This window comes from Castellaniella sp. (assembly GCF_034674885.1).
In the GTDB taxonomy this organism is placed as follows: Bacteria; Pseudomonadota; Gammaproteobacteria; order Burkholderiales; family Burkholderiaceae_B; genus Castellaniella.
Map to the genome: position 1 here is coordinate 69,924 of NZ_JAUCDS010000005.1, position 20,827 is coordinate 90,750.

Genomic DNA, 20,827 nt, shown 5'->3' on the forward strand with positions numbered 1-20,827 from the left:
TTCCGGATACCGCCGCATTGTAGTGTGCGCCGACGATTTCGGAATGAACACGGCCGTCGATGCCGGCATCCTGCGCTTGGCGCAACTGGGGCGTCTGTCGGCCACCAGCCTGCTGGTCGATGGCCCCGCTGCCATGCAGGACCTGCCGGCCCTGCTCGATACCCGCCTGCAGGTCGGCCTGCACCTGAACTTGACCGAATCCTTCGGCCAGCCCGGGGTGTGCCTGCCCCTGAAGACCCTGATCCAGACCGCCTACCTGGGCCGCCTGCCTCTGGACCAGGTGCGTCACAGCATCGATCGGCAACTCGATCTCTTTCAGACACTGACGGGCCGCCGGCCAGACTATGTGGATGGCCACCAGCACGTGCATCAACTGCCCGGGGTGCGCGATCAATTGCTGGCTGCCTTGGGGGGGGCGTCTGGTGGCGGGACCGCGGCCGGGCCCTGGATTCGCGACACCGGCCGCCCCCGTCTGGCAGGCCTGCCCTGGCGGTTGCGGCTCAAGGCGCGGGTCATTGCCGGCCTGGGGGCCGCAGGCCTGCGGCGTCGGGCGCTGGCCGCAGGGTTTTCGCAGAATTCCGGGTTTCTGGGCGTGTATGATTTCAAGGGTGGCGTCCCGGCCTATGAGGCCTGGATGTCCCGTTGGCTGGCCCAGGCCCGCGATGGTGACACGCTGATGTGCCACCCGGCCTGGGGCGCCGATCCGCTGGATGCGCTGGCCGCCCAGCGCCAGGCCGAATATGCCGTGCTGGCCGGTGCGTCGATGGCGCAGTGGCTGGCCGATCATCATTTGACGATCGCGGGGACGGAACCCCGCAAGGAGCCCTCATGACCGTATCCTATCAATCCCTGGCCCCCGATTTTGCCGTCACGGGGCAGTTGCAGCCTGCCGACATGCAGGCCCTGGCCGATGCCGGTTTCAAGTCCGTCATCATCAATCGCCCGGACGGCGAAGGCGGCCCCGACCAGCCCCTGTCGGACGACGTGCTGGAAGCCGCCCGCGAGGCCGGCCTGCAGGCGCGCTATCAGCCCGTGGTCAGTGGCGCCATGACGGCCGCCGATGTGGCCGATTTTTCCCACCTGCTGCAGGAACTCCCCGGCCCTGTGCTGGCCTTCTGCCGGTCGGGCGGACGTTGCACCAAATTGTTTCAGGCCGCCCAGGAATCTGCTTCACATCAATCCCAGGGCTGATCCCGACTGTTATTTCGTTGGCCCAGCAGGTATGCTGAAGTCTCTGTTTAGCTTTTTGGATGATCCGCGCATGTTCAAGAAAATCCTGATCCCTACGGACGGCTCCAAGCTCTCGGCCCAGGCCGCCAACAAGGGTGTCTGCTTTGCTCGTACGATCGGGGCCGAAGTCGTCGCGCTGCATGTCACGCAGCCTTTCGCCGCCACGGTCGGGTTCGACGGCATGGCCGCCGCCTATGCCATCACGGACGAAGACTACGATCGCACAGCGGCCGAACAGGCGCAGAAGTACCTGCAGCAGGTGCTCGATCGCGCCGCGACCGCCGGGGTCAAGGCCACCGGCCGCGCCGTGTCCAATTTCAATGTGGCCGATGGCATCGTCCATGCCGCAAAGGAAGAAGACTGCGACCTGATCTTCATCGGCAGCCACGGCCGCAGTGGCCTGTCCCGCCTGTTGCTGGGCAGTGTCACGGTCAAGGTCCTGGGCCTGGCGAAGGTCGCCACCCTGGTCTATCGCGTCAAGGAAAACGATTGATCGCGGTTGCCCCATGAGCCGCGTCATTTTCCATCGGCTCGAAGACCAACATCGCCCGGCGCCCGATCTGGCGCCGGGCGATGCCGTGCGCGACACATTCGGGCGGCCGCTGCGCGATTTGCGCATTTCCGTCACGGATCGCTGCAATTTCCGCTGCACCTACTGCATGCCGCGCGAGGTCTTCGGGTCCGATCACGTATTCCTGCCGCACAGCGCCTTGCTTACCTTCGAGGAAATCACCCGGGTGGCGGCCGTGGCCGTCTCCCAGGGGGTGCACAAGATCCGCCTGACGGGCGGCGAGCCGCTGCTGCGCAAGCAGATCGAAGTCCTGGTCGGCATGCTGGCACAGTTGCGCACGCCTGACGGCCAGGCACCTGAACTGACGCTGACGACCAATGGCACGCTGCTGGCGAAAAAGGCCGATGCCCTGGCGCGCGCCGGCCTGAGCCGTGTCACGGTCAGCCTGGATGCCCTGGATGACGCACTGTTCGAACGCATGAGCGACAGCGGCGTGGCCGTCGCCACGGTGCTGGCGGGCATCGACGCCGCCGCCGCTGCAGGCCTGGCGCCCGTCAAGGTCAATATGGTTGTGCGCCGGGGCATGAATGACGCCCAGATCCTGCCCATGGCCCGCCATTTCCGGGGCACAGGCCATGTGCTGCGCTTCATCGAATACATGGATGTCGGCAATACCAATGGCTGGCGCATGGACGAAGTCGTCACCGGTGCCGATATCGTGCGCCTGATCGCCAGCGAATTTCCCCTGCAGCCAGCCCAGCCCCAGTATCGTGGCGAAGTCGCCAGCCGGTGGGCCTACGCCGACGGAGCAGGAGAGATCGGCCTGATCACCAGCGTGTCCCAGCCTTTCTGCGGCGATTGCACGCGCTTGCGTCTATCGCCCGAAGGGCGTCTGTTCACCTGTCTGTTCGCCGAACAGGGCCACGACCTGCGGGCCTTGCTGCGCTCCGGCGCCGACGATCAGGCCCTGCGCGACCGGCTGGCCGGCGTTTGGCTGGCTCGCGACGATCGCTATTCCGAACGGCGCGGCCAGGCGCACCGCGATCACAAGATCGAAATGAGCTACATCGGGGGCTGACCGTGTCCGCCTCCGTTCCGTCCGACGCCTGGGCATCCGGTGCTTGCACGGCTGTTGCGCCGGATGATCCCGCCTGTGGGCGAATCGATGGCCTGATCCTGGCGGGCGGCCAATCGCGGCGCATGCGCACCCCAGCCACTCCCGATATCGACAAGGGCCTGCAAGACTGGCAAGGCCAGCCGCTGGTCGCCTACGTCTGTCGCTTCATGCAGGGTCAGGGCGTTGATCGGATCCATATCAGCGCCAATCGCAATGCGCCGGCCTATGCGGCCTACGGCCAGGTCGTGCCTGATGCGCCCGAGCGGCAGGATTGCGGGCCGTTGGCTGGGGTGCTGGCGGGGCTGGAACAGGCGCAATCTCCCTGGCTGTTCGTGCTGCCGGTAGACGTGGTGCGCTGGCCGAACGATCTGTTGAATCAGCTGGCTGCCGCCGCGCGCCCCGATCACCCTGCCTATGCCTGCACCCCGGATGGCCCGCACCCATTGTGCGTGCTGCTGCATCGCCAGCAGCATGCGGGCCTGCAGGCCTTCGTGCAGTCGGGGGGACGCCAGGTGCAGGCCTGGCTGCAGGGCTGCCAGGCCCGGCCGGTGGACTTTGCCGGGCCGGACTGCCTGGTCAACCTGAACACGCCCCAGGACTGGGGGCGCTGGGCCCAGCCTTAGCGCAACCAGTCCGACAGGGCGTACCAGCTGACCTCGGCGCCGGACGACAGGCGGCTGCCGGCCGGAATCCGCGCCAGCCCATCTGCCCAGGCCAGGCTGCTCAGGGCCCCGGAGCTTTGCTGCGAGTGAGGCGTCAGCAGGGTGGTGCCGTCGGGCGACAGGCTGGCCTGAATGCGGATGAAATCATCGCGATCCCCACCCAGAGGGTGGTCCGTGCGCAGGATGCCGCGCCGGGTGGGCGGCAACACCTGGACGCGGCCCTGCAGGCCCCGGATCAGTGGGCTGACCAACAAGGTGAAGACTGCAAAGGCCGACACCGGATTGCCGGGCAGGCACACCATGGGCCGGCCGTTCAGGTCTGCCAGGGCGACCGGCTTGCCTGGCTTCATGCGCACTCGCCAGAGGTCGAGCGTGCCGCCCAGGGATTCGATGGCCGGTTTGACCAGGTCTTTTTCACCGACGGAAGCACCGCCGACGCTGAGTACCAGGTCGCAGGCCTGGGCCAGTTCCTGGAGAGCCGATTCGATGGCCTGGGCGTCGTCGCGGGCGTGGCGCAGCAGGACCGGCGCCGTGTGCAGGCCTTGGCACAGGCTGGCCAGCATGGGGGCGTTGGAGTTATAGATCGCGGCGGGCGGCAGCGGATTGCCAGGGGGAATCAGTTCGTCTCCGGTGGTCAGGATCCCGACCTTCAGCGGTGCGTAGACGGATGCCTGCGCGAACCCCTGGGCCGCCAGGACAGCGATTTGTCCGGATCCCAGCAGGGTGCCCCGAGCCAGGATGCGGCTGCCACGCCGCATATCCTCGCCACGGTGGCGGATGTGCTGGTCTGGCGGTGCTGGAGCTTGGAAGGTGACGCCAGATTCTTCTTCCCGGCAGTCTTCCTGCATGACGACGGTATCGGCGCCCGCCGGGATGACGCTGCCGGTGAACAGGCGGATCGCCTGTCCGGGCAGCAGCGCATCGGGCGCCTGGCCGGCAAAACAGCGCTGCTGGACAGGCAGGGTGACGGGCGCTGCGGCCGTGTCCGCTGCCCGCACGGCGTAGCCGTCCATGGCGCTGTTGTCGGCAGGGGGCAGGTCCAGTGCGGCCACGATGTCGTCGGCCAGCACGCGGCCGGGCAGGGACGCCAGAGGCAGGGTTTCCTGCTGGACCGGGAGGCGGGCGCGTTCCGCCAGGCGAGCTTGAGCGCTGTCGAAATCCAGCATGATCAGTCCGGGGTCCGGGCGCGGTAGGCACTGGCGAAGTTGCAGGGCGGCTGGCGGCTGTCCAGCTGCGGCTGCAGGATTTTTTCCCAGGCCAGCCGACAGGCGCCGGTCGAGCCCGGCAGGCAGAACACCAGAGTGTCGTTGGCGATGCCGCCCAGCGCGTCGGACTGCAGGGACGAGGCCCCGATGTCCATCCAGGACAGATGGCGAAACAGTTCTCCGAAGCCCGGCACGGCTTGATCCAGCAGGGGCGTGACGGCGGCGATGGTGGACTTTCGATGGGTGAAGCCCGTGCCGCCGTTGCACAGGATGACCTGGATGTCCGGGTGGGCGATCCAGTCGCTGAGGATTCTGCGGATCTGATAGCGGTCGTCCGGGCACAGGCTGCGGGCTTGCACGGTATGGCCGGCCGAGCGCAGGGCCTGATCCAGGTAGTCGCCGCTGGTGTCGTCCTGCGCCTGCCGGCGGCTGGAGATGGTCAGCACGGCGCACTGCAGGCTGACGGGGGCTTGGGTCGGATCGGCTTTCATGGTTCGGAAGGAATGTCCCATTGTTCGGTTTTCAGGGCATCGGCATCGTGCTGCTGCACCCAGAACGCCTGCCCATCGGCCAGCGTCTCGCGCTTCCAGAAGGGGGCTCGGGTCTTCAGGGTGTCGATGATGTATTCGCAGGCGCGGAAAGCCTCGCCCCGGTGGGCGCTGGCGACTCCTACGAATACGATGGGGTCGCCCAGCGGCAGTTCGCCCACGCGGTGCACGACCAGCGTATCCAGAATGTCCCAGCGCTGTTTTGCGCGTTCGCACAGCGCCTGGATCTCGCGTTCGCACATGCCCGGATAGTGTTCCAGGAACAGGCTGCGGGACCCGGCGTCGGGACTGTAGTCGCGTACGGTGCCCAGGAAATGCACCAGGGCGCCTGCCCGGCCCGCCGTGCGGGCCTGCAGCCGATCGATCAGCGCTGCCACGTCGAAGCGCTCTGTCTGAATTACAACCATGTCGGTCATCGAATGCAGGGCCCTAGCCCCCGGTCACGGGTTCGAAGACGGCGACCTCGTCGCCGGGGCGGATGGTGTCCTGGCGCCCGGCGTGTTCCTGGTTGATGGCCAGTTTCAGGCGGTTTACCGGACCCAGGGCCGGGCAGCGTGCCGCCAGGGCGTCCAGCCAGGCGCCGGCCGAAATCGGCGCGTCCAGCGCCTGGGTTTCGCGGCGGGTGCCCAGGTGTTCGGCGACCTGGGCAAAATACAGGACTTCAATCGTTGCGCCATTCACCGCTTTTACCTCCGGATTTGTAGACCAGCCGGACCTGATCGATCACAATGCCCTTATCGGCGGCCTTGCACATGTCGTAGACGGTCAGGGCCGCGACGGTGCAGGCGGTCATGGCTTCCATTTCGACGCCGGTCTGGTGGCTGGTGCGGCAGGTGCTGCGGATCGTCAGGGTGTGGCTGGCGTCGTCGGCGCTGAAATCCACCCCCACGAAGCTGAGCGGCAGGCTGTGGCATAGGGGGATCAATTCGGCGCAGCGTTTGGCGGCCAGGATCCCGGCGATGCGGGCAGTGTTCAGGACCTCGCCTTTGGCGTTGGCCTGGGCGGACAGCAGTGTCCAGGCATGCGGGTTGAGCCGCACCCGGCCTTCGGCGATGGCGGTGCGGGCCGTGGCGGCCTTGGCGCCGACATCAACCATGCGGACCTGGCCGTGTTCATCCAGGTGCGTCAGAGTGGGCGATACTTCGGTTTCGTTCATCGTTCTATCATATCGGATATTTCATCCAGACTGCTGCCGGGACACGGCGCGGCTCTGACCGGACTTTTCCATGGCCAAGACGATCGGCGCCTTCTTTTCCCTGTACCTGGCAACTCTGATTCTGCTGCTCAGTTCGGGCCTGTTCAATACCTATCTGGGCTTGCGGCTGACGGCGCAATCGGTGTCCGAGGTCTGGGTGGGGGCCATGATTGCGTCCTATTACCTGGGCCTGGTCCTGGGGGCGCGATTCGGCTATCGCCTGATCATCCAGGTCGGCCACATCCGCACCTATGCGGCCTGCGCGGCCCTGACCACCATCACCGTGCTGGTCATGATCCTGATCCACGATCTGTGGTTCTGGCTGGCAGTGCGCTTCGTGGCGGGGGTGGCCATGGTGTGCCTCTTCGTGGCCATCGAAAGCTGGCTCAATGAACAGACCGAGAATTCCGCCCGAGGCACGGTGTTCGCTTTTTACATGGTGGCGACCTGCATGGGCACGGTGCTGGGCCAACTGGCCCTGGGCCTGTTCCCGGACCTGAATTACCAGCCTTTGGTGTTCGTCGCGATCTGCAGTGTGCTCAGCCTGATCCCGATCACGCTGACGCGGCGCCTGCACCCGGCCCTGCAGGTCCCGGCACCCCTGGCGCTGCGCTATTACCTGGCTCGCGTGCCCATGTCCATGACGGTGCTGTTCGTCGCCGGCATGCTCAATGGCGCCTTCTACGGTCTGGCGCCGGTGTATGGGTTGCAGCACGGCATGGACAACCATCAGGTGGGGGTGTTCCTGGCTGCGTCCCTGGCTGCCGGGCTGATCTTCCAGTGGCCGTTGGGCTGGCTGGCGGACCGCACCAGCCGGGTGAAACTGATACGCTTTGGCGCCCTGATCCTGGTGGTCTTGGGCGTTCCGCTGTGGGGCTGGCTGCAGTTTTCCTATCCGGCCCTGGTGGCGTTCTCGGTCATTCTGGGGATCGTCCAGTTCACGCTCTATCCCATGGGTACGTCCTTCGCCAATGACAACGTCGATCCCGAACGGCGCGTGGGCCTGAGCGCGCTGCTGTACATGGTCTATGGGGTGGGCGCCTGTCTGGGGCCGCTGCTGGCAGGCCTGTTGATGCGCACCTGGGGCAGCGACGTCTATTTCGTGTTCGTGTCCGCGTGTTCGGCCGTGCTGGTGCTGTTCATTCGCGAACAGCGGGTCAAGGGCACCCATGTCAGTCCCGACGCCCCCACGCAGTTCGTGCCCATGGCCGATACCCTGCAGAATGCCCACGTCATGGCGGTGCTGGATCCCCGGGTCGACATCCAGCACGATATTTCTCATGACCCTGTCATTGATGCCACCCTGCAGGCGGCGATGGGCGACGCTCCGGCGGGCTCAGCGGGGGAAGAGCAGCACGATGGCGGCCAGCGCCAGGCCGATGCCGGCCAGGTTGGTCCGGCTTAGGCGTTCGCGAAACAACCCGGCGCCCACCAGCGTGCCGATGGAAATCACACCGATGTTCATGGCGGCGAAGACCAGCGTCGGGTTGTCCGGGTAGGTCTGGTGCGCCCGGATGTAGAAATAGATGTTGCCGAAGTTCAGCGCGCCCAGCAGGATGCCGGATGCCAGGCTGCGGGCATGCCACTGCGTGCGACGGATCAGCAGCCACAGCCCCATCAGGGCGCCGGCCAGGACGAAGCTCAGCAGCAGCGTGCTGGTGAAGCCGGACCCGGTGCGCGCCATCTGCTTGAACAGGATGTCGATCGTGCCGTAGCCCGCCCAGACCCCCAGCAGCGTCAGCCATGCAAGACGGCCTTTGTGGTGTGCTGCGTCGCCCGGATGTCCGGCAGCCGGAGCGGTGCTGGCCGGTCGGCGCAGCAGGCAGGCCAGCGCGCCCAGGGCCAGCAGGATGCCCAGGCCCTTCATGCCGGACAGGGCTTCATGAAACACCAGGAAGGCCGCGAGGATCGGGATGATCAGGGACAGGCGCTGGGCAGTGTCGCTCAGCACGATGCCGGCCTGGCGCACAGCGGCTGCCATGATCAGGAAGACCGTGGGCAGCAGCACGCCCAGCAGGCCCAGCAATGCCCAACCGGCCGGCGTCTGCTGTCCCAGCGATTCCAGGGGCGGGCGCAGCAGCCATAGGCACAACGCGCAGGCAGTGACGTAGTTCACGGCGATGGCCTGGTCGACGTGCACCTGGCAGCGTCGGGCGAGCTTCAGGAAAACGGAGACCATTACGCTGAAGGTGATGCTCAGGGTCAAGGTGTGCATGGCGGCTCAGGAAAGGTGGGCTTCGGTGGGCTGGGGCATGGGCACCAGGCCCAGGCGCTGGAACAGGCTGGCATCGGCCTGCGTGTGCGGATTGGGGGTGGTCAGCAGCTGTTCGCCATGAAAGATCGAATTGGCGCCGGCCATGAAGCACAGGGCCTGGGTGCTGTCGTGCATCGATTCGCGCCCGGCTGACAGGCGCACGACGGTCTTGGGCATGACGATGCGGGTGACGGCGATGGTGCGCACGAATTCCAGCGGGTCCAGATCGGGTGCGTCCGCCAGTGGCGTGCCGGGGACTTTGACCAGCTGGTTGATGGGCACGGATTCCGGGTAGGGGTCCAGGTTGGCCAGGGCGGCGATCAGGCCGGCGCGGATCTCGCGTGACTCCCCCAGGCCGACGATGCCGCCGCAGCAGACCTTCAAGCCCGCGTCGCGTACCCGCTGCAGCGTCTGCAGGCGGTCGTCGTAGGTCCGGGTGTGGATGATCTCGCCGTAGTATTCAGGCGCCGTGTCCAGGTTGTGGTTGTAATAGTCCAGGCCGGCAGCCTTCAGGCGCTCGGCCTGGCCGGGCTTGAGCATGCCCAGCGTCACGCAGGTTTCCATGCCCAGGGCCTTGACCGCCTGTACGTGCTCGATCACGTCGTCCAACTGGCGTTCGGTCGGGGATCGCCAGGCTGCGCCCATGCAGAACCGCTGCGCGCCCGCAGCCTGGGCCTGGCGGGCTGCTTCCAGCACCTGCGGCAGCGGCATCAGGGGAGCCTGTTCCACCGCAGTCGCATAGCGGGAGGATTGAGGACAATAGGCGCAGTCTTCCGGACAGGCGCCGGTCTTGATCGACAGCAGGCTGGACTGCTGCACGGCGTTGGCCGGATGGTGCTGGCGATGGATGGTCTGTGCTTGCAGCAGCAGATCATTGAAGGGCAGGGCGAACAGATCCAGAATGTCGGAAACGGGCCAGATGCGTGACAGCGTTTCGTGGCGAATGCTGAAGCTCATGGGAAAATCTGCCAGATCAGTGGAAAACAGCCCGGATAGTAGGGGGCGGCTCCGCTTGTGGCAAATGCGAAAGCTTATTGAAAATAAAGGGTTTTCGATGCTGTTGGTGAATCTGGCGTCAAACTGTGCGCATTCTCCCGGCCACATCCGTTATATGGGCAGTGGAGCCTGTCTGCGATCAAATTGCATCCATTTGTAATTATAAAGAGGGCGACTTGCACAGGCCAAAAAACTCATGCATAATCTCGCTTCTTCATTGATGAAGACCTTGTTTGGGGGTATAGCTCAGCTGGGAGAGCGCTTGCATGGCATGCAAGAGGTCAGCGGTTCGATCCCGCTTACCTCCACCAAACTTCGTCGATGAATGTGCTGTCCCCTTCGTCTAGAGGCCTAGGACATCACCCTTTCACGGTGAGTACAGGGGTTCGAATCCCCTAGGGGACGCCAGGATTTTCTGGCACCGCTGCGGAGCGGTAGTTCAGTTGGTTAGAATACCGGCCTGTCACGCCGGGGGTCGCGGGTTCGAGTCCCGTCCGCTCCGCCAACTATTCAAAAAGCCTGATGACTCAGTGGGTCATCAGGCTTTTTATTTTTTACTTGAAAAGCTTGATCTCCCGTCAGGATTCGGCATTGTGCAGGATTGTCTTTGCGGGCATATCCGGTAACATGCTTGGAGGCAGCGCCAGCAGATGCGCGATAGCGGACTACGCTGCCGAGACCTTGACCATCAGGATCGCATGCGCCCACGATTTTTGAAACCAGCAGGGCCTGTCGCCCGGGCATTGCTCGGGCTTCGGGCCGTTTCAGCCATATTCTATGGTTTGATGCTGGTTTTCGTGCTGGGCAATGCCTTGCTGGTGTCAGCGCTGATGTCGCGCTACGATGCGGCGCTGGATCAATCCGCCACCCTGGGCAGCATGCGCGCCTACAGCCAGCAATTGGCGGTGCGGGCGATGCGGCTGGCTGATGGCGGGCTGCTGCAGGCCGGGCAGATCAGCAAGGAAATCGATGCCACGGATCTGGCGCTGCAGGCGCTGGATCGGGGTGGGGTCGTCGGGGGGCGCGAGGTCGTGGCCCTGGACCAGCCGTCCGTGCGCCAGTTCCTGCCCAGGATCCGCACCGAGTGGTTGGGGTTGCGCGGGCGCCTGCAGGCGGTGATGCTGGATTCCTATTCGCGCGGCGATGTGGCGCCCGAAGATCGTCCCGACCAGTCGCACGTCGTGCAGCGGCAGTGGATCGCCGATGACGCCGCTGCCCTATTGAGCACCCTGAATTCGGCGCAGGATGCCCTGATGCCCTTGCTGCATCAGTCCAGGGACCAGGCCTTCAATTGGCTGGTGATTCTGGTGCTGCTGGATCTGGCTGTGCTGGTGGGGGCCTTTATTCTGGTGCGTCGAGGCGTGGTGCTGCCCTTGCTGGCCCTGCGAAACGCCATGCGCGCCATGATGCAGGGCACCTTCACCGTAAAACTGACGCCCACGGGGGCGTCGGAAATCGTCGACATTGCCCAGGCCTACAATACCGGATGCCAGCAGGTCCATGAACTGCTCACCCAGATGCGGGCCGATCAGGCCGGCTTGCAGCGGTCCGAAATCATCTTCCAGGGCCTGGCATCCAACGCCCTGGTAGGCATTTTCCTGATCGCCCACGACCGTTTCAGTTTCGTCAGCCAGAAAATGGCGGACATCTTCGGCTATCAGCCCGACGAGATGATCGGACACTTGTCGCTGCTGTCCATCATCGCGCCTCGGGAACGCTATCTGGTCGACGAGGCGCTGAAATCGGGCCGCAGCCAGAAGACCTCCACATTACGCTTCGAACGCCACGGCCGCCGCAAGGACGGCACTCTGTTCGATATCGAAACCTTCATCACGCTGGTCGGATCGGGGGATGATGCCGCAATCATCGGCCTGGTCCAGGACATTACCGAAAGCAAACAGGCGGAATCGTCTGCCCAGTTGGCTGCAATCGCCTATGAGAACAGCGGAGAGGCCATCGCCATCACCGATGCCACGGGTGTCATCATCGACGTCAATCCGGCCTATTCCCGCATGACGGGCTACTGGCCTGACGAAGTGGCTGGCGAGCTCCTGATACTGCTGCGCCCGGGCCGCCACAACCGGGATTTCTACGACCAGATGTGGCATGCCATCAATACCAAGGGGCGCTGGGAAGGCGAATATTGGCTGCAGCGCAAGTCCGGCGAGGAATATGCCCAGCGCGTCGTGCTCGATACCGCCTGGAATCACGACGGCTCGGTCAACTGCCGGGTCGTCATGCTCAGCGACATCACGCAGAAAAAACAGGTCGAGACCGCCATCTGGAACCAGGCGCATCACGATCCGCTGACCGGCCTGCCCAATCGCCAGTATTTCAACGAACATCTGAAGGGCTCGGTGGACGAGGCCGACCATCAGGCGCAATCCATGGCGCTGCTGTTCCTGGATCTGGACCTCTTCAAGGAAGTCAATGATTCCATGGGGCACGAGATGGGGGATCGCCTGCTGGTCGAGGTCGCCGACCGTCTGCGTCGCTGCAGCAGCGATCAGGACCAGCACTTCATTGCCCGCCTGGGGGGCGATGAGTTCGTGATCCTGGCGACCGGGGTGTCCGGCAGGCCGCAGCTCGACGCCCTGTGCCAGCGCCTGCTGGACTGCATTACGGAACCTTATCTGCTGATGGGCAGCGAGATACAGATTTCCGCCAGCCTGGGTGTCGCCCTGTATCCAGAGGACGCGAACAACGCGGAAATGCTGATGCGCCATGTCGATATGGCCATGTATCAGGCCAAGGCAGCAGGACGCAACTGCTATCGGTATTTTGATCCGTCCATGCGCGAGCGTGCCCGCATGCAGCACGATCTGCTGGTGACTCTGCCCGAAGCCATCGATGCGGGCCAATTCTTCCTGCTGTATCAGCCGATTTATGCTTTCGAGACGGGACGCATCGTCAAGGCCGAAGCCCTGCTGCGTTGGCGCCATCCGGAATTCGGGGTCATTGCCCCCATGGATTTCATTCCGTTTGCCGAAGAACGCCAGATCATCAAGCCGCTGGGCGACTGGGTGTTTCACGAGGCCATCCGTCAGCTGAGCCATTGGCGCGAGACCCTGGACCCGGATCTGCGCCTGACGGTGAATGTGTCGCCCGGCCAGTTGGGCCTGGCTCAGTCCGGGCTGGATGCCGTGTTCAGCCTGCTCAATACCCTCTCGCTGCCCGCCAACAGCCTGTCGCTGGAATTCAGTGAACAGTTGGTGCTGAACCTCAGCCCGCTGGTGCGCGAGCACCTGCGTCATCTGCGGCAATCCGGCATGCGTTTCAGCGTGGGCGCGGTGTCCGTGGGCATGCCCGCGTTGCTGGCGGCCCATGACCTGTCTTTCGAGACGCTCAAGCTCGAACGCGAGATGACCGAGCAGTTGCCAGGCGGTGATGCCGCCCGTATGGTCTGCGAGTCCGTCATCACCCTGGCTCACAGTCTGGGGATGCGCGTGATTGCCGAGGGCATCACCAATCAGGCCCAATACGATCTGCTGCAGGCAATGGGGTGCGACGCGGGGCAGGGGTTCTGGCTGGGCGAACCGCTGGACCAGCCCAGTTTCGAGCGGCGCCTGAGAGACTCAAAGGACGCGCTCTTCAAGCACTGAAGGCCGGTATCCCGCGCGGATCCGGGGACTGACTAGGCAGAGCGCTGCGGGCGGCGGTAGCGCCAGGCCAGCAGCAGCCCCAACAACACCCAGATCAGGATTGGCCCATTGCCCCAGCGCGCATAGGGGGTCAGCCCCTGGGCGCCCTGGACTTCAACGTCCAGCACGCCAGGGGTGGCCGGGTCCAGCATGCCGCGCACCTGCCCGTCCGGACCGATGGCAGCCGTCGTGCCGGTGTTGGTGGCGCGGATGACGGGCCGCGCGGTTTCCAGGGCCCGCATGCGTGAAATCCACAGATGCTGGCGCAAGGCCCAGGTGTTGCCGAACCAGGCCAGATTGCTCAGGTTGACCAGGATGCTGGCGCCGGGGCTGCCGTCTTCGCCCGGCTGGACGGCTGCGGCGATCTCCTCGCCGAAGGCATCTTCGTAGCAGATGTTCACGGCCAGCGCCTGTCCGTCGAGCATCAGGGGTGGCTGGCGCAGCGGCCCCCGGTCAAAATCGCCCAGCGGGATCTGCAGCGCGTGCACGAACCAGCGGAACCCCGGGGGGATGAATTCCCCGAAGGGCACCAGGTGGTGTTTGTCGTAGTGCCATTGCCCAGCCGATAGCGGCGGCTGGTGGTCGCCTGGCAGGATGACGGTGGCGCTGTTGGTGTAGCGCTCACTCTGCGGCAGGCGTTCGTGCAACGGCAGCCCCAGCAGCAGGCCTGCATCCATGCGCCGGGCCAGATCCAGCCAGGGCTGCCAGATGGCTGGCGGCACCTGATCCTGGAATATCGGCATGACGGTCTCGGGCAGGACGACCAGCTTGGGTTGATCCTGTGGCGTCTTGGCCGGCAGGCCCGCCAGTTGCCGCGTGCGGTCCTGGATGGCCGGGAAGCGAGCCGGATCGAACTTGTCCGATTGCGGCGTGGCGGGCTGAACCAGGCGGACCAGCAGCGGCTGGCCCTGGGGCATCGCCCAGTCGATGTGCGACCAGGCGATGCCCAGCAGGCCCGTCAGCAGCGTCAGCGCGATGGCGGCGGCCGCGCTGCGGTCGTAGGGGGTGTCCTTGGCTCGGGCCATCAGGGCGATGGATGCGGCGGCGAAGGCCGACAACCAGGCCAGGCCGTAGACCCCGACGAACGGCGCCCAGGCAGCGAACATGCCTTCGGCATGGGCGTAGCCGGCGTTCAGCCAGGTGAAGCCGGTGAACAAGGTGCCTCGCAGCCATTCGGACAGGGTCCAGGCGCAGGCCCAGGCTACGGCATTCAGGATCTGCCGCCGCGCGAGTTGTTCCGGGTTGCGATGCCAGGCGCACAGCCATGCGCCCAGGGCGCAGGCCCCCGCTGCGTATAGGGCCATGGCGGCCGCGAACAGCAGCAGGGCCCCGATGGCCAGAGGCAGGGCCATTCCGCCGAACTGGTGCATGCTGATGGTCAGCCAGTACACCCCGATGGCGAACTGGGCCAGGCCGAACAGCCAGCCCAGGACTGCGGCCTGGCGCGGCCCGGCGGCCCCCAGGGTGCAGGCTGCCAGGACCGCCAGGCTGGCGATCTGTACGAAAGGCAGGCTCCAGGCGGGCAGGGGGCCCGGGGCATAGCACAGGGCCTGCACGGCGCCTGCCAGCAGCACCCAGCAGCGCGTGCGCCAGGGGGATCCTGCCGATGAATGAGCGCGCTGGGCGGGCGCGGAGGAATCAGTCGGCACGGATCGGGACATCATGAGGAGCGTCGGCGGGAAGTGAGTCAGGCGTGGGGGGCGCCGGTGGCGGCTGGGGAATCGGTCAGGCGTTGCACGTGCAGCCAGCGGGCGCGCTTGCCGTCGGCGCCGACGACGGTAAAGGCCAGGCCCTGGCCTTCGAAGCGTTCGCCGCGTCGGGGGATATGCCCCAGTTCGGCGGCCAGCCAGCCGTTCAGGGTGTCGTAGTCCTCGTCGGGCAGCTGCACGTGAAAGGTTTCGTTGAAGTCTTCGATCTCGGTGGTGCCCATGGCCCGCCAGCTGTTGTCCCCGGTGCGGAAGATCGTCTTTTGGTCTTCGTCGTCGAATTCGTCTTCGATGTTGCCGACGATCTGCTCCAGCACGTCTTCCATGGTGACCAGGCCGCCGATGCCGCCATGTTCGTCGATGACGATGGCCAGGTGATTGCGGCTCATGCGGAATTCATGCAGCAGTTCGTTCAGCCGCTTGGATTCGGGGATGAAGACCGGCGGGCGGATCAGGGCGCGGATGTCCAGGGCGTGGTCCGAGAGGGTCAGGAGCAGGTCCTTGGCCAAGAGAACGCCGATGATGTTGTCGCGGTCGCCTTCGTAGACAGGGAAGCGGGAATGGCCGGTTTCGGTGATGAAGGGCATCAGGTCGGCCAGCGGCTGGGAGACGTCCAGCAGATCCATGCGTGAGCGCGACACCATGATGTCCGCGACGGTCTTGTCGGCGACCTCCAGCGCCCCGGAGATCATGGCGTAGGATTCGCCGTCCAGGATGGAGTGGTCGTGCGCGGCTTCCAGTACGGCCCGGATGCCATCGCGGTCAGCGGGCGGAGATGGCCGCAGCAGGGCCTTGAGGCGTGAGAACAGGGAAATGGTGGACGTCGACGCAGGTCGAGGTTCCGGGTCTGGTGAGTTAGGGTCTGGCATTGTCCGTAGGACGAGATTGTGGATTCTTTAGCATAACCGATAATGCGGCGCGCTTAGCCGGCATCCGATGCGCAATAGGGGTCGGGGATACCCTGGGCGGCCAGGATGGCGGTTTCCAGGGCTTCCATGAGTTCGGCTTCCTGGGCTTCGATGTGATCGTAACCCAGGGCGTGCAGCACCCCGTGGGTGGTCAGGTGGGCGGCATGGTGCAGCAGGGGCTTGCCCTGTTCGGCAGCCTCGCGTTCCAGCACCGGCAGGCACAGCACGATGTCGCCGCTGATCAGGCCGGACGGATCGGCGCCGTATTCGAAGGTCAGCACGTTGGTCGCGTAGTCGCGCTGTCGCCACGCGGCGTTCAGGCTGCGGCCTTCGTCTGCGTCGACCAGGCGCAGGGTCAGGGCGACGGGCTGGCCTGCGCGCGGGTCGGGGGCGGCCAAGGCTTGCGCCAGGGCGCGGCCCACCCAGCGTCGCAGGCGCCAGCGCGGCAGCAGCGGCGCAGCGACGGCGTACTGGATGCTCAGGGAGAAATCAGGATACATGGTCACCCGCCTGTTCGTAGGCATCGACGATGCGGGCCACCAGGGGGTGGCGCACGACGTCGCGGCTGGTGAAGCGCGTCTGGGCGATGCCCGGCACGCCATCCAGCACGTCCAGGGCGTGCAGCAGGCCGCTCTGGTGGCCCTTGGGCAGATCCACCTGGGAAGGATCGCCGTTGATGACGGCCTTGCTGCCAAAGCCGATGCGGGTCAGGAACATCTTCATCTGTTCAGGCGTGGTGTTCTGGGCCTCGTCCAGGATGATGAAGGAGTGGTTCAGGGTGCGTCCGCGCATATAGGCCAGCGGGGCGATTTCGATGGTCTGCTTTTCGAACAGGCGCTGGGTTTTCTCGAAGCCCATCAGGTCGTACAGCGCGTCGTACAGCGGGCGCAGATAGGGATCGACCTTCTGGACCAGGTCGCCGGGCAGAAAGCCCAGGCGTTCGCCGGCTTCTACGGCCGGGCGGGTCAGCACCAGGCGGCCGACCGATTCGCGTTCCAGGGCGTCGATGGCGCACGCCACGGCCAGCCAGGTCTTGCCGGTGCCGGCAGGGCCGACCCCGAAACTGACGTCGTGCTTGAGAATGGCGTTCAGGTAATCGCGCTGGCGCGGGGTGCGCGCGCGCAGATCCGATTTGCGAGTGCGCAGCGTCGGGCCTTCGTCGTCCACCGGGGGCAGTTCGGGCAGGTGCCTGGCGGTGTCGGCCTGGGGGACCGAGGCGATGCCGCGATTGCTCAGTTCCACCAGGCCCAGCTGCAGGTCGTCCAGCGATAGCGGCTCGCGCGCCGAGCGTTCGTGAAACCAGCGCAAGGCCTGGCTGGCTTCGCGGGCGCGGGCGCCGCGCACGCTGAAGCGGTTGCCGCGCCGGCCGATGGTGACGTCGTAAGCCTGGGCAATCTGGCGCAGGTTTTCATCCAGGGGGCCGCAGAGATTGGACAGTTGCGCATTGTTGCCGGGCAACTGCAAGGACGCGGGCCGGTTGCCGGCAGATTTCGGGGCCGTCATGCGCCTGCCCGGTCGGTTTCGGTGGTGACGATCTCGCCACGCAGGGTGTTGGTCAGGGCCTGGGTGATGCGCACGTCCACCATCTGGCCGATCAGGCGCGGCTGCCCGGCGAAATTGACGATGCGGTTGTTCTCGGTGCGGCCTTTCATGTCGTTCGGGTCTTTTTTGGATGGGCCTTCGACCAGCAGGCGCTGGACGCTGCCCACCATGGCCTGGCTGTAGGCGGCGGCCTGTTCGTTGATGAGCGTCTGCAGGCGGTGCAGGCGATCCAGTTTCTCGGCCTGCGGGACCGGGTCGTCCAGGTCGGCGGCCGGGGTGCCTGGGCGTTTGGAATAGATGAATGAAAAGGACTGGTCGAAGCCTACGTGGCGAGCCAGGTCCAGGGTCTTCTGGAAGTCGTCTTCCGTTTCGCCGGGAAAGCCGATGATGAAGTCCGACGACAGCGTGATGTCGGGGCGGGCGGCCTTCAGGCGGCGGATGATGGATTTGTATTCCAGGGCCGTGTAGCCGCGTTTCATGGCGGCCAGCACCCGATCGCTGCCTGCCTGCACCGGCAGGTGCAGGAACGGCACGAGTTTGGGCAGGCGGCCGTGCGCCTCGATCAGGCGGGCCGTCATTTCCTTGGGGTGCGAGGTGGTGTAGCGGATGCGCTCGATGCCGGGGATGTCGTGCACGTAGTCCAGCAGCATGGCGAAATCGGCGATTTCGCCGGATTCGCCGGTGGGGCCGCGATAGGCGTTGACGTTCTGGCCCAGCAGCGTGACTTCACGCACCCCCTGGTCGGCCAGGTCGGCGATTTCGGTGAGCACGTCGTCAAAGGGGCGTGAGACTTCCGCGCCGCGCGTGTAGGGCACGACGCAGAAACTGCAGTATTTGCTGCAGCCTTCCATGATGGAGACGAAAGCCGAGGGGCCTTCGACACGGGCCGGAGGCAGCGCATCGAATTTCTCGATCAGGGGGAAAGAGATGTCCACCTGGGATTTCCCGGTGGCGCGGCGCCGGTCGATCAGTTCGGGCAGGCGATGCAGGGTCTGCGGGCCGAACACGACATCGACATAAGGAGCGCGGCGTACGATGGCCTCGCCCTCCTGGCTGGCGACGCAGCCGCCCACGCCGATGACCAGATCGGGCTTGGCCTGCTTCAGGTGCTGGACCCGGCCCAGGTCGGAGAAGACCTTTTCCTGGGCTTTTTCGCGGACCGAACAGGTGTTGAACAGGATGATGTCGGCGTCGTCCGGCGTGTCGGTGAGTTCGACTCCTTTGGTGGCGCGTAGGAGGTCGACCATTTTCTCGGAGTCGTATTCGTTCATCTGGCAGCCGAAGGTGCGGATGAACAGTTTCTTGTGCTGCCCGGGTTCCATGGGCTGCAGCAGCCCTGCCAGGGCCTCGTCCTGGGCCTGGCGCCAGGCCTGGTCCTTCAGGTGTTCGGCGGATTCTCGGGAAGCGGGAATGACGCCTGGGCGGCGCACGGGGGTTTCTTGCATGGCAGGTCGCCGGGGCGGGTTTATATCCCGGGGGCGGTCAATGATGGGTAATCGGCCATTTTACTGCAGGCCGGGCCCCGGATGGGGGCCCGGCGGCCGCTCGGGATCAGTGCGGCTGGGTGGCCCAGACGACGTAGTCGGCAACCGCCTGACGCTGCTCTTCCGTCAGGCTCTCGGCAAACGAGGGCATGGGACCGGAGCCGTCGCGCAGCACGGCCAGGACCTGGTCGCGGTTTGGCCGCAGTTCATCCAGGTCGGGGCCGATGGACCCGCTGGCGCCGGCATCTTGCAGGGCGTGGCAGACCGCACAGGCGGGGACCGCGCCCTTCTGGAACAGGACCTTGCCTTCGGCCAGAGCCGCCTCGCTGGCGGCGCTGGCAGGACTTGCCGCAGCGATGGCCAAGGCCCCGCAGGCCAGGGCCATCGCTGCGCTATTCATGGACTTCAAGATAAAACGATTCACTTCAGACAACCTCGAGTTCGATGCTGTGATCCAGCCAGCTGTTGTTGTTGTAGCCACGGTTGTTTTCCTGGCGTTCCTTGGGTTGGGTATCCCCATGAGTGTTGGTGGCCCGGGTGGCGATCTGGTATTTGCCGGGCTTCAGATCTACGCCCAGCACGAAGGTGCGCCAGGCATAGCGGCCCATGTCGGGGCCGAAATCCTGGGCTGCCTGCCAGGTCTTGCCGCCGTCGATGGAGACTTCCACGCCTTTGAGTGCATGGAATCCGCCCAGGCCGACGCCGGTGATCTGGACACGGCCGGCCGAGACGGGCTTGGCCGGATCGAAGGGCGAGGTGATCCAGGAGTTGACTGGCATTTCCCAGATGGAGGGATCGTCCGGCGTGCCTTTGACGCCAACGGCGGAAAAGCGGTAGCTGCTTTGCTGGATCTTGGCGGGGGACTGTTCGGCCGTCAGCGCCAGGTGCTTGATGTATTTGATGTTGTTCACGCCCATGTAGCCCGGCACGATCAGGCGCAGCGGCCCGCCGTGGGCCAGGGGCAGGGGTTCGCCGTTCAGTTCCCAGGCCAGGATCGCGTCGTCCATCGCGGCCAGCGGCACGGAGCGTTCCACCATCAGGGTCTTGGGGTCCAGGCCTTCAGGCAGGACTTCGCCGCCCGTGCCGGTGATGTATTTCATGTCGCCGGCCATGCCGCCACAGGCCTTGATGACGTCCTTGACGGGGACGCCGGCGAACACCACGCACCCGGCCGCACCGACCGTCCATTGCGTGCCGCTGGGCTTGTGGGGGAACCAGGCCCGGCCGTTGCCGGAGCATTGCAGCACCATGGTGACGGCCGTCAGGCCCAGGCGCTTGAGATCTGCCACAGTCAGCTTGGCGGGCTTGGCAACGCCGGAGATTTCCAGCGCCCAGGTATCCGGGTCCTTGACGATGTCGGCCGAGGGCGGAGTGAGATTGTTGCGCACGTACAAGCGGTTGCTGGGCGTGATCGTGCTGTTGCCGAAGTCCTGGCGACGCAGTTCGATCGTGTTGGCGCTGTGGACGATCATCGCGTCCGCGTCCTTCCAGACGGCGTATTCGGGCAGGGCCTTGCCGCCGGCGGCCGTGGCCTTGGCAGGCGGGTCGGTACGGACGCCGTCCGCCCAGGATGTCCCCGGGACTGCGGCCAGCGCGGCCAAGCCGCCGCCTGTCAGCAGGGCACGGCGCCTGTTGGGGTCTTTGAGTTCGGGTGTCTGCATGACTTCTCCTCAGTTTGTGCAGCAATGACATTACTTTTAATAATGGCTTTATAACTGTTTAAACTGTTGAAGTCCAAACCACATACTCGTATAGCGGATCGCAATACTTTTTGCCTCGCGGCGCGCTCCGAGCCCGGCGCAGTCCGGAACCAAAAAGAATCTATACT

At 65.3% G+C, this 20,827-nt stretch carries 21 protein-coding genes and 3 tRNA genes; 10 read left to right on the plus strand and 14 right to left on the minus strand.

Annotated features, from left to right (window positions below; genetic code table 11):
• Positions 1-43 precede the first annotated feature (43 nt).
• From VDP74_RS05065 to mobA, 5 genes are all read left to right on the plus strand, one after another.
• On the plus strand, positions 44-832 hold the full coding sequence (locus VDP74_RS05065) for a ChbG/HpnK family deacetylase (protein ID WP_416232932.1): 789 nt from the start codon (positions 44-46) through the stop codon (positions 830-832).
• Positions 829-1,191: a TIGR01244 family sulfur transferase gene (locus tag VDP74_RS05070; RefSeq protein ID WP_322998544.1), complete on the plus strand. Its 363-nt coding sequence runs from the start codon at positions 829-831 to the stop codon at positions 1,189-1,191. The genes VDP74_RS05065 and VDP74_RS05070 overlap by 4 nt, the downstream gene beginning before the upstream one ends.
• A 70-nt stretch (positions 1,192-1,261) precedes the next feature.
• On the plus strand, positions 1,262-1,723 hold the full coding sequence (locus VDP74_RS05075) for a universal stress protein (RefSeq protein ID WP_322998545.1): 462 nt from the start codon (positions 1,262-1,264) through the stop codon (positions 1,721-1,723).
• 13 nt (positions 1,724-1,736) lie between these two features.
• The gene (gene moaA / locus VDP74_RS05080) at positions 1,737-2,819 is read left to right on the plus strand and encodes a GTP 3',8-cyclase MoaA (protein ID WP_322998546.1); all 1,083 of its coding nucleotides are present in this window, start codon (positions 1,737-1,739) and stop codon (positions 2,817-2,819) included.
• A 2-nt stretch (positions 2,820-2,821) separates the two neighbouring features.
• Entirely contained in the window at positions 2,822-3,481 is a 660-nt protein-coding gene (mobA, locus tag VDP74_RS05085; RefSeq protein WP_322998547.1) for a molybdenum cofactor guanylyltransferase, read from the plus strand.
• On the opposite strand, the gene glp is transcribed toward mobA, so the two are convergent.
• Genes glp through moaC form a run of 5 tightly spaced genes read right to left on the minus strand, consistent with a single transcriptional unit; the run spans position 3,478 to position 6,429 of the window.
• A complete protein-coding gene (gene glp, locus VDP74_RS05090; protein WP_322998548.1) occupies positions 3,478-4,686 on the minus strand; it encodes a gephyrin-like molybdotransferase Glp in 1,209 nt (402 codons plus the stop codon). The genes mobA and glp overlap by 4 nt on opposite strands.
• 2 nt (positions 4,687-4,688) lie before the next feature.
• Complete coding sequence (gene moaB, locus VDP74_RS05095; RefSeq protein WP_322998549.1) at positions 4,689-5,216, minus strand: molybdenum cofactor biosynthesis protein B; 528 nt, start codon at positions 5,214-5,216, stop codon at positions 4,689-4,691.
• The gene (locus VDP74_RS05100) at positions 5,213-5,689 is read right to left on the minus strand and encodes a molybdenum cofactor biosynthesis protein MoaE (protein WP_322998550.1); all 477 of its coding nucleotides are present in this window, start codon (positions 5,687-5,689) and stop codon (positions 5,213-5,215) included. The genes moaB and VDP74_RS05100 overlap by 4 nt, the downstream gene beginning before the upstream one ends.
• A 13-nt stretch (positions 5,690-5,702) precedes the next feature.
• Positions 5,703-5,954 carry a MoaD/ThiS family protein gene (locus tag VDP74_RS05105; RefSeq protein WP_322998551.1) on the minus strand — a complete coding sequence of 84 codons (252 nt, stop codon included), beginning with the start codon at positions 5,952-5,954 and terminating at the stop codon, positions 5,703-5,705.
• Positions 5,935-6,429: a cyclic pyranopterin monophosphate synthase MoaC gene (gene moaC, locus VDP74_RS05110; protein WP_322998552.1), complete on the minus strand. Its 495-nt coding sequence runs from the start codon at positions 6,427-6,429 to the stop codon at positions 5,935-5,937. Before moaC ends, VDP74_RS05105 begins: the two co-directional genes overlap by 20 nt.
• A 70-nt stretch (positions 6,430-6,499) precedes the next feature.
• On the opposite strand from moaC, the gene VDP74_RS05115 reads away from it, so the two are divergent.
• Positions 6,500-7,873, plus strand: coding sequence for an MFS transporter (locus tag VDP74_RS05115; RefSeq protein ID WP_322998553.1), 1,374 nt, complete (start codon positions 6,500-6,502; stop codon positions 7,871-7,873).
• Here VDP74_RS05115 and VDP74_RS05120 read toward each other — a convergent pair.
• Together VDP74_RS05120 and bioB are read right to left on the minus strand one after the other, a co-directional pair.
• Positions 7,805-8,683, minus strand: a complete 879-nt coding sequence (locus tag VDP74_RS05120) for an EamA/RhaT family transporter (protein ID WP_322998554.1) — start codon at positions 8,681-8,683, stop codon at positions 7,805-7,807. The genes VDP74_RS05115 and VDP74_RS05120 overlap by 69 nt on opposite strands.
• 6 nt (positions 8,684-8,689) lie before the next feature.
• Positions 8,690-9,679 carry a biotin synthase BioB gene (gene bioB / locus VDP74_RS05125; RefSeq protein ID WP_322998555.1) on the minus strand — a complete coding sequence of 330 codons (990 nt, stop codon included), beginning with the start codon at positions 9,677-9,679 and terminating at the stop codon, positions 8,690-8,692.
• A gap of 274 nt (positions 9,680-9,953) precedes the next feature.
• Between bioB and VDP74_RS05130 the strand changes: the two genes are divergently transcribed.
• The 4 genes from VDP74_RS05130 (at position 9,954) to VDP74_RS05145 (ending at position 13,320) form a co-directional block, all read left to right on the plus strand.
• Positions 9,954-10,029 (plus strand) — tRNA-Ala (locus VDP74_RS05130).
• A gap of 21 nt (positions 10,030-10,050) precedes the next feature.
• Positions 10,051-10,126 (plus strand) — tRNA-Glu (locus tag VDP74_RS05135).
• A 20-nt stretch (positions 10,127-10,146) separates the two neighbouring features.
• Positions 10,147-10,223, plus strand: a tRNA-Asp gene (locus VDP74_RS05140).
• Positions 10,224-10,503: 280 nt separating this feature from the next.
• Entirely contained in the window at positions 10,504-13,320 is a 2,817-nt protein-coding gene (locus tag VDP74_RS05145; RefSeq protein WP_322998556.1) for an EAL domain-containing protein, read from the plus strand.
• 32 nt (positions 13,321-13,352) lie between these two features.
• On the opposite strand, the gene lnt is transcribed toward VDP74_RS05145, so the two are convergent.
• The 7 genes from lnt to VDP74_RS05180 all read right to left on the minus strand — a co-directional run bounded on the left by lnt (position 13,353) and on the right by VDP74_RS05180 (position 20,660).
• The gene (lnt, locus tag VDP74_RS05150) at positions 13,353-15,020 is read right to left on the minus strand and encodes an apolipoprotein N-acyltransferase (RefSeq protein WP_416232935.1); all 1,668 of its coding nucleotides are present in this window, start codon (positions 15,018-15,020) and stop codon (positions 13,353-13,355) included.
• Between the two features lie 26 nt (positions 15,021-15,046).
• On the minus strand, positions 15,047-15,934 hold the full coding sequence (locus VDP74_RS05155; protein WP_322998558.1) for an HlyC/CorC family transporter: 888 nt from the start codon (positions 15,932-15,934) through the stop codon (positions 15,047-15,049).
• A 53-nt stretch (positions 15,935-15,987) separates the two neighbouring features.
• A complete protein-coding gene (gene ybeY / locus VDP74_RS05160) occupies positions 15,988-16,473 on the minus strand; it encodes an rRNA maturation RNase YbeY (protein ID WP_322998559.1) in 486 nt (161 codons plus the stop codon).
• Positions 16,463-17,476 carry a PhoH family protein gene (locus VDP74_RS05165; protein WP_322998560.1) on the minus strand — a complete coding sequence of 338 codons (1,014 nt, stop codon included), beginning with the start codon at positions 17,474-17,476 and terminating at the stop codon, positions 16,463-16,465. The genes ybeY and VDP74_RS05165 overlap by 11 nt, the downstream gene beginning before the upstream one ends.
• On the minus strand, positions 17,473-18,837 hold the full coding sequence (miaB, locus tag VDP74_RS05170; protein ID WP_322998601.1) for a tRNA (N6-isopentenyl adenosine(37)-C2)-methylthiotransferase MiaB: 1,365 nt from the start codon (positions 18,835-18,837) through the stop codon (positions 17,473-17,475). The genes VDP74_RS05165 and miaB overlap by 4 nt, the downstream gene beginning before the upstream one ends.
• A gap of 229 nt (positions 18,838-19,066) precedes the next feature.
• Entirely contained in the window at positions 19,067-19,399 is a 333-nt protein-coding gene (locus VDP74_RS05175; RefSeq protein ID WP_322998561.1) for a cytochrome c, read from the minus strand.
• A gap of 25 nt (positions 19,400-19,424) precedes the next feature.
• Complete coding sequence (locus VDP74_RS05180) at positions 19,425-20,660, minus strand: sulfite oxidase (protein ID WP_322998562.1); 1,236 nt, start codon at positions 20,658-20,660, stop codon at positions 19,425-19,427.
• Between the last annotated feature and the right edge of the window lie 167 nt (positions 20,661-20,827).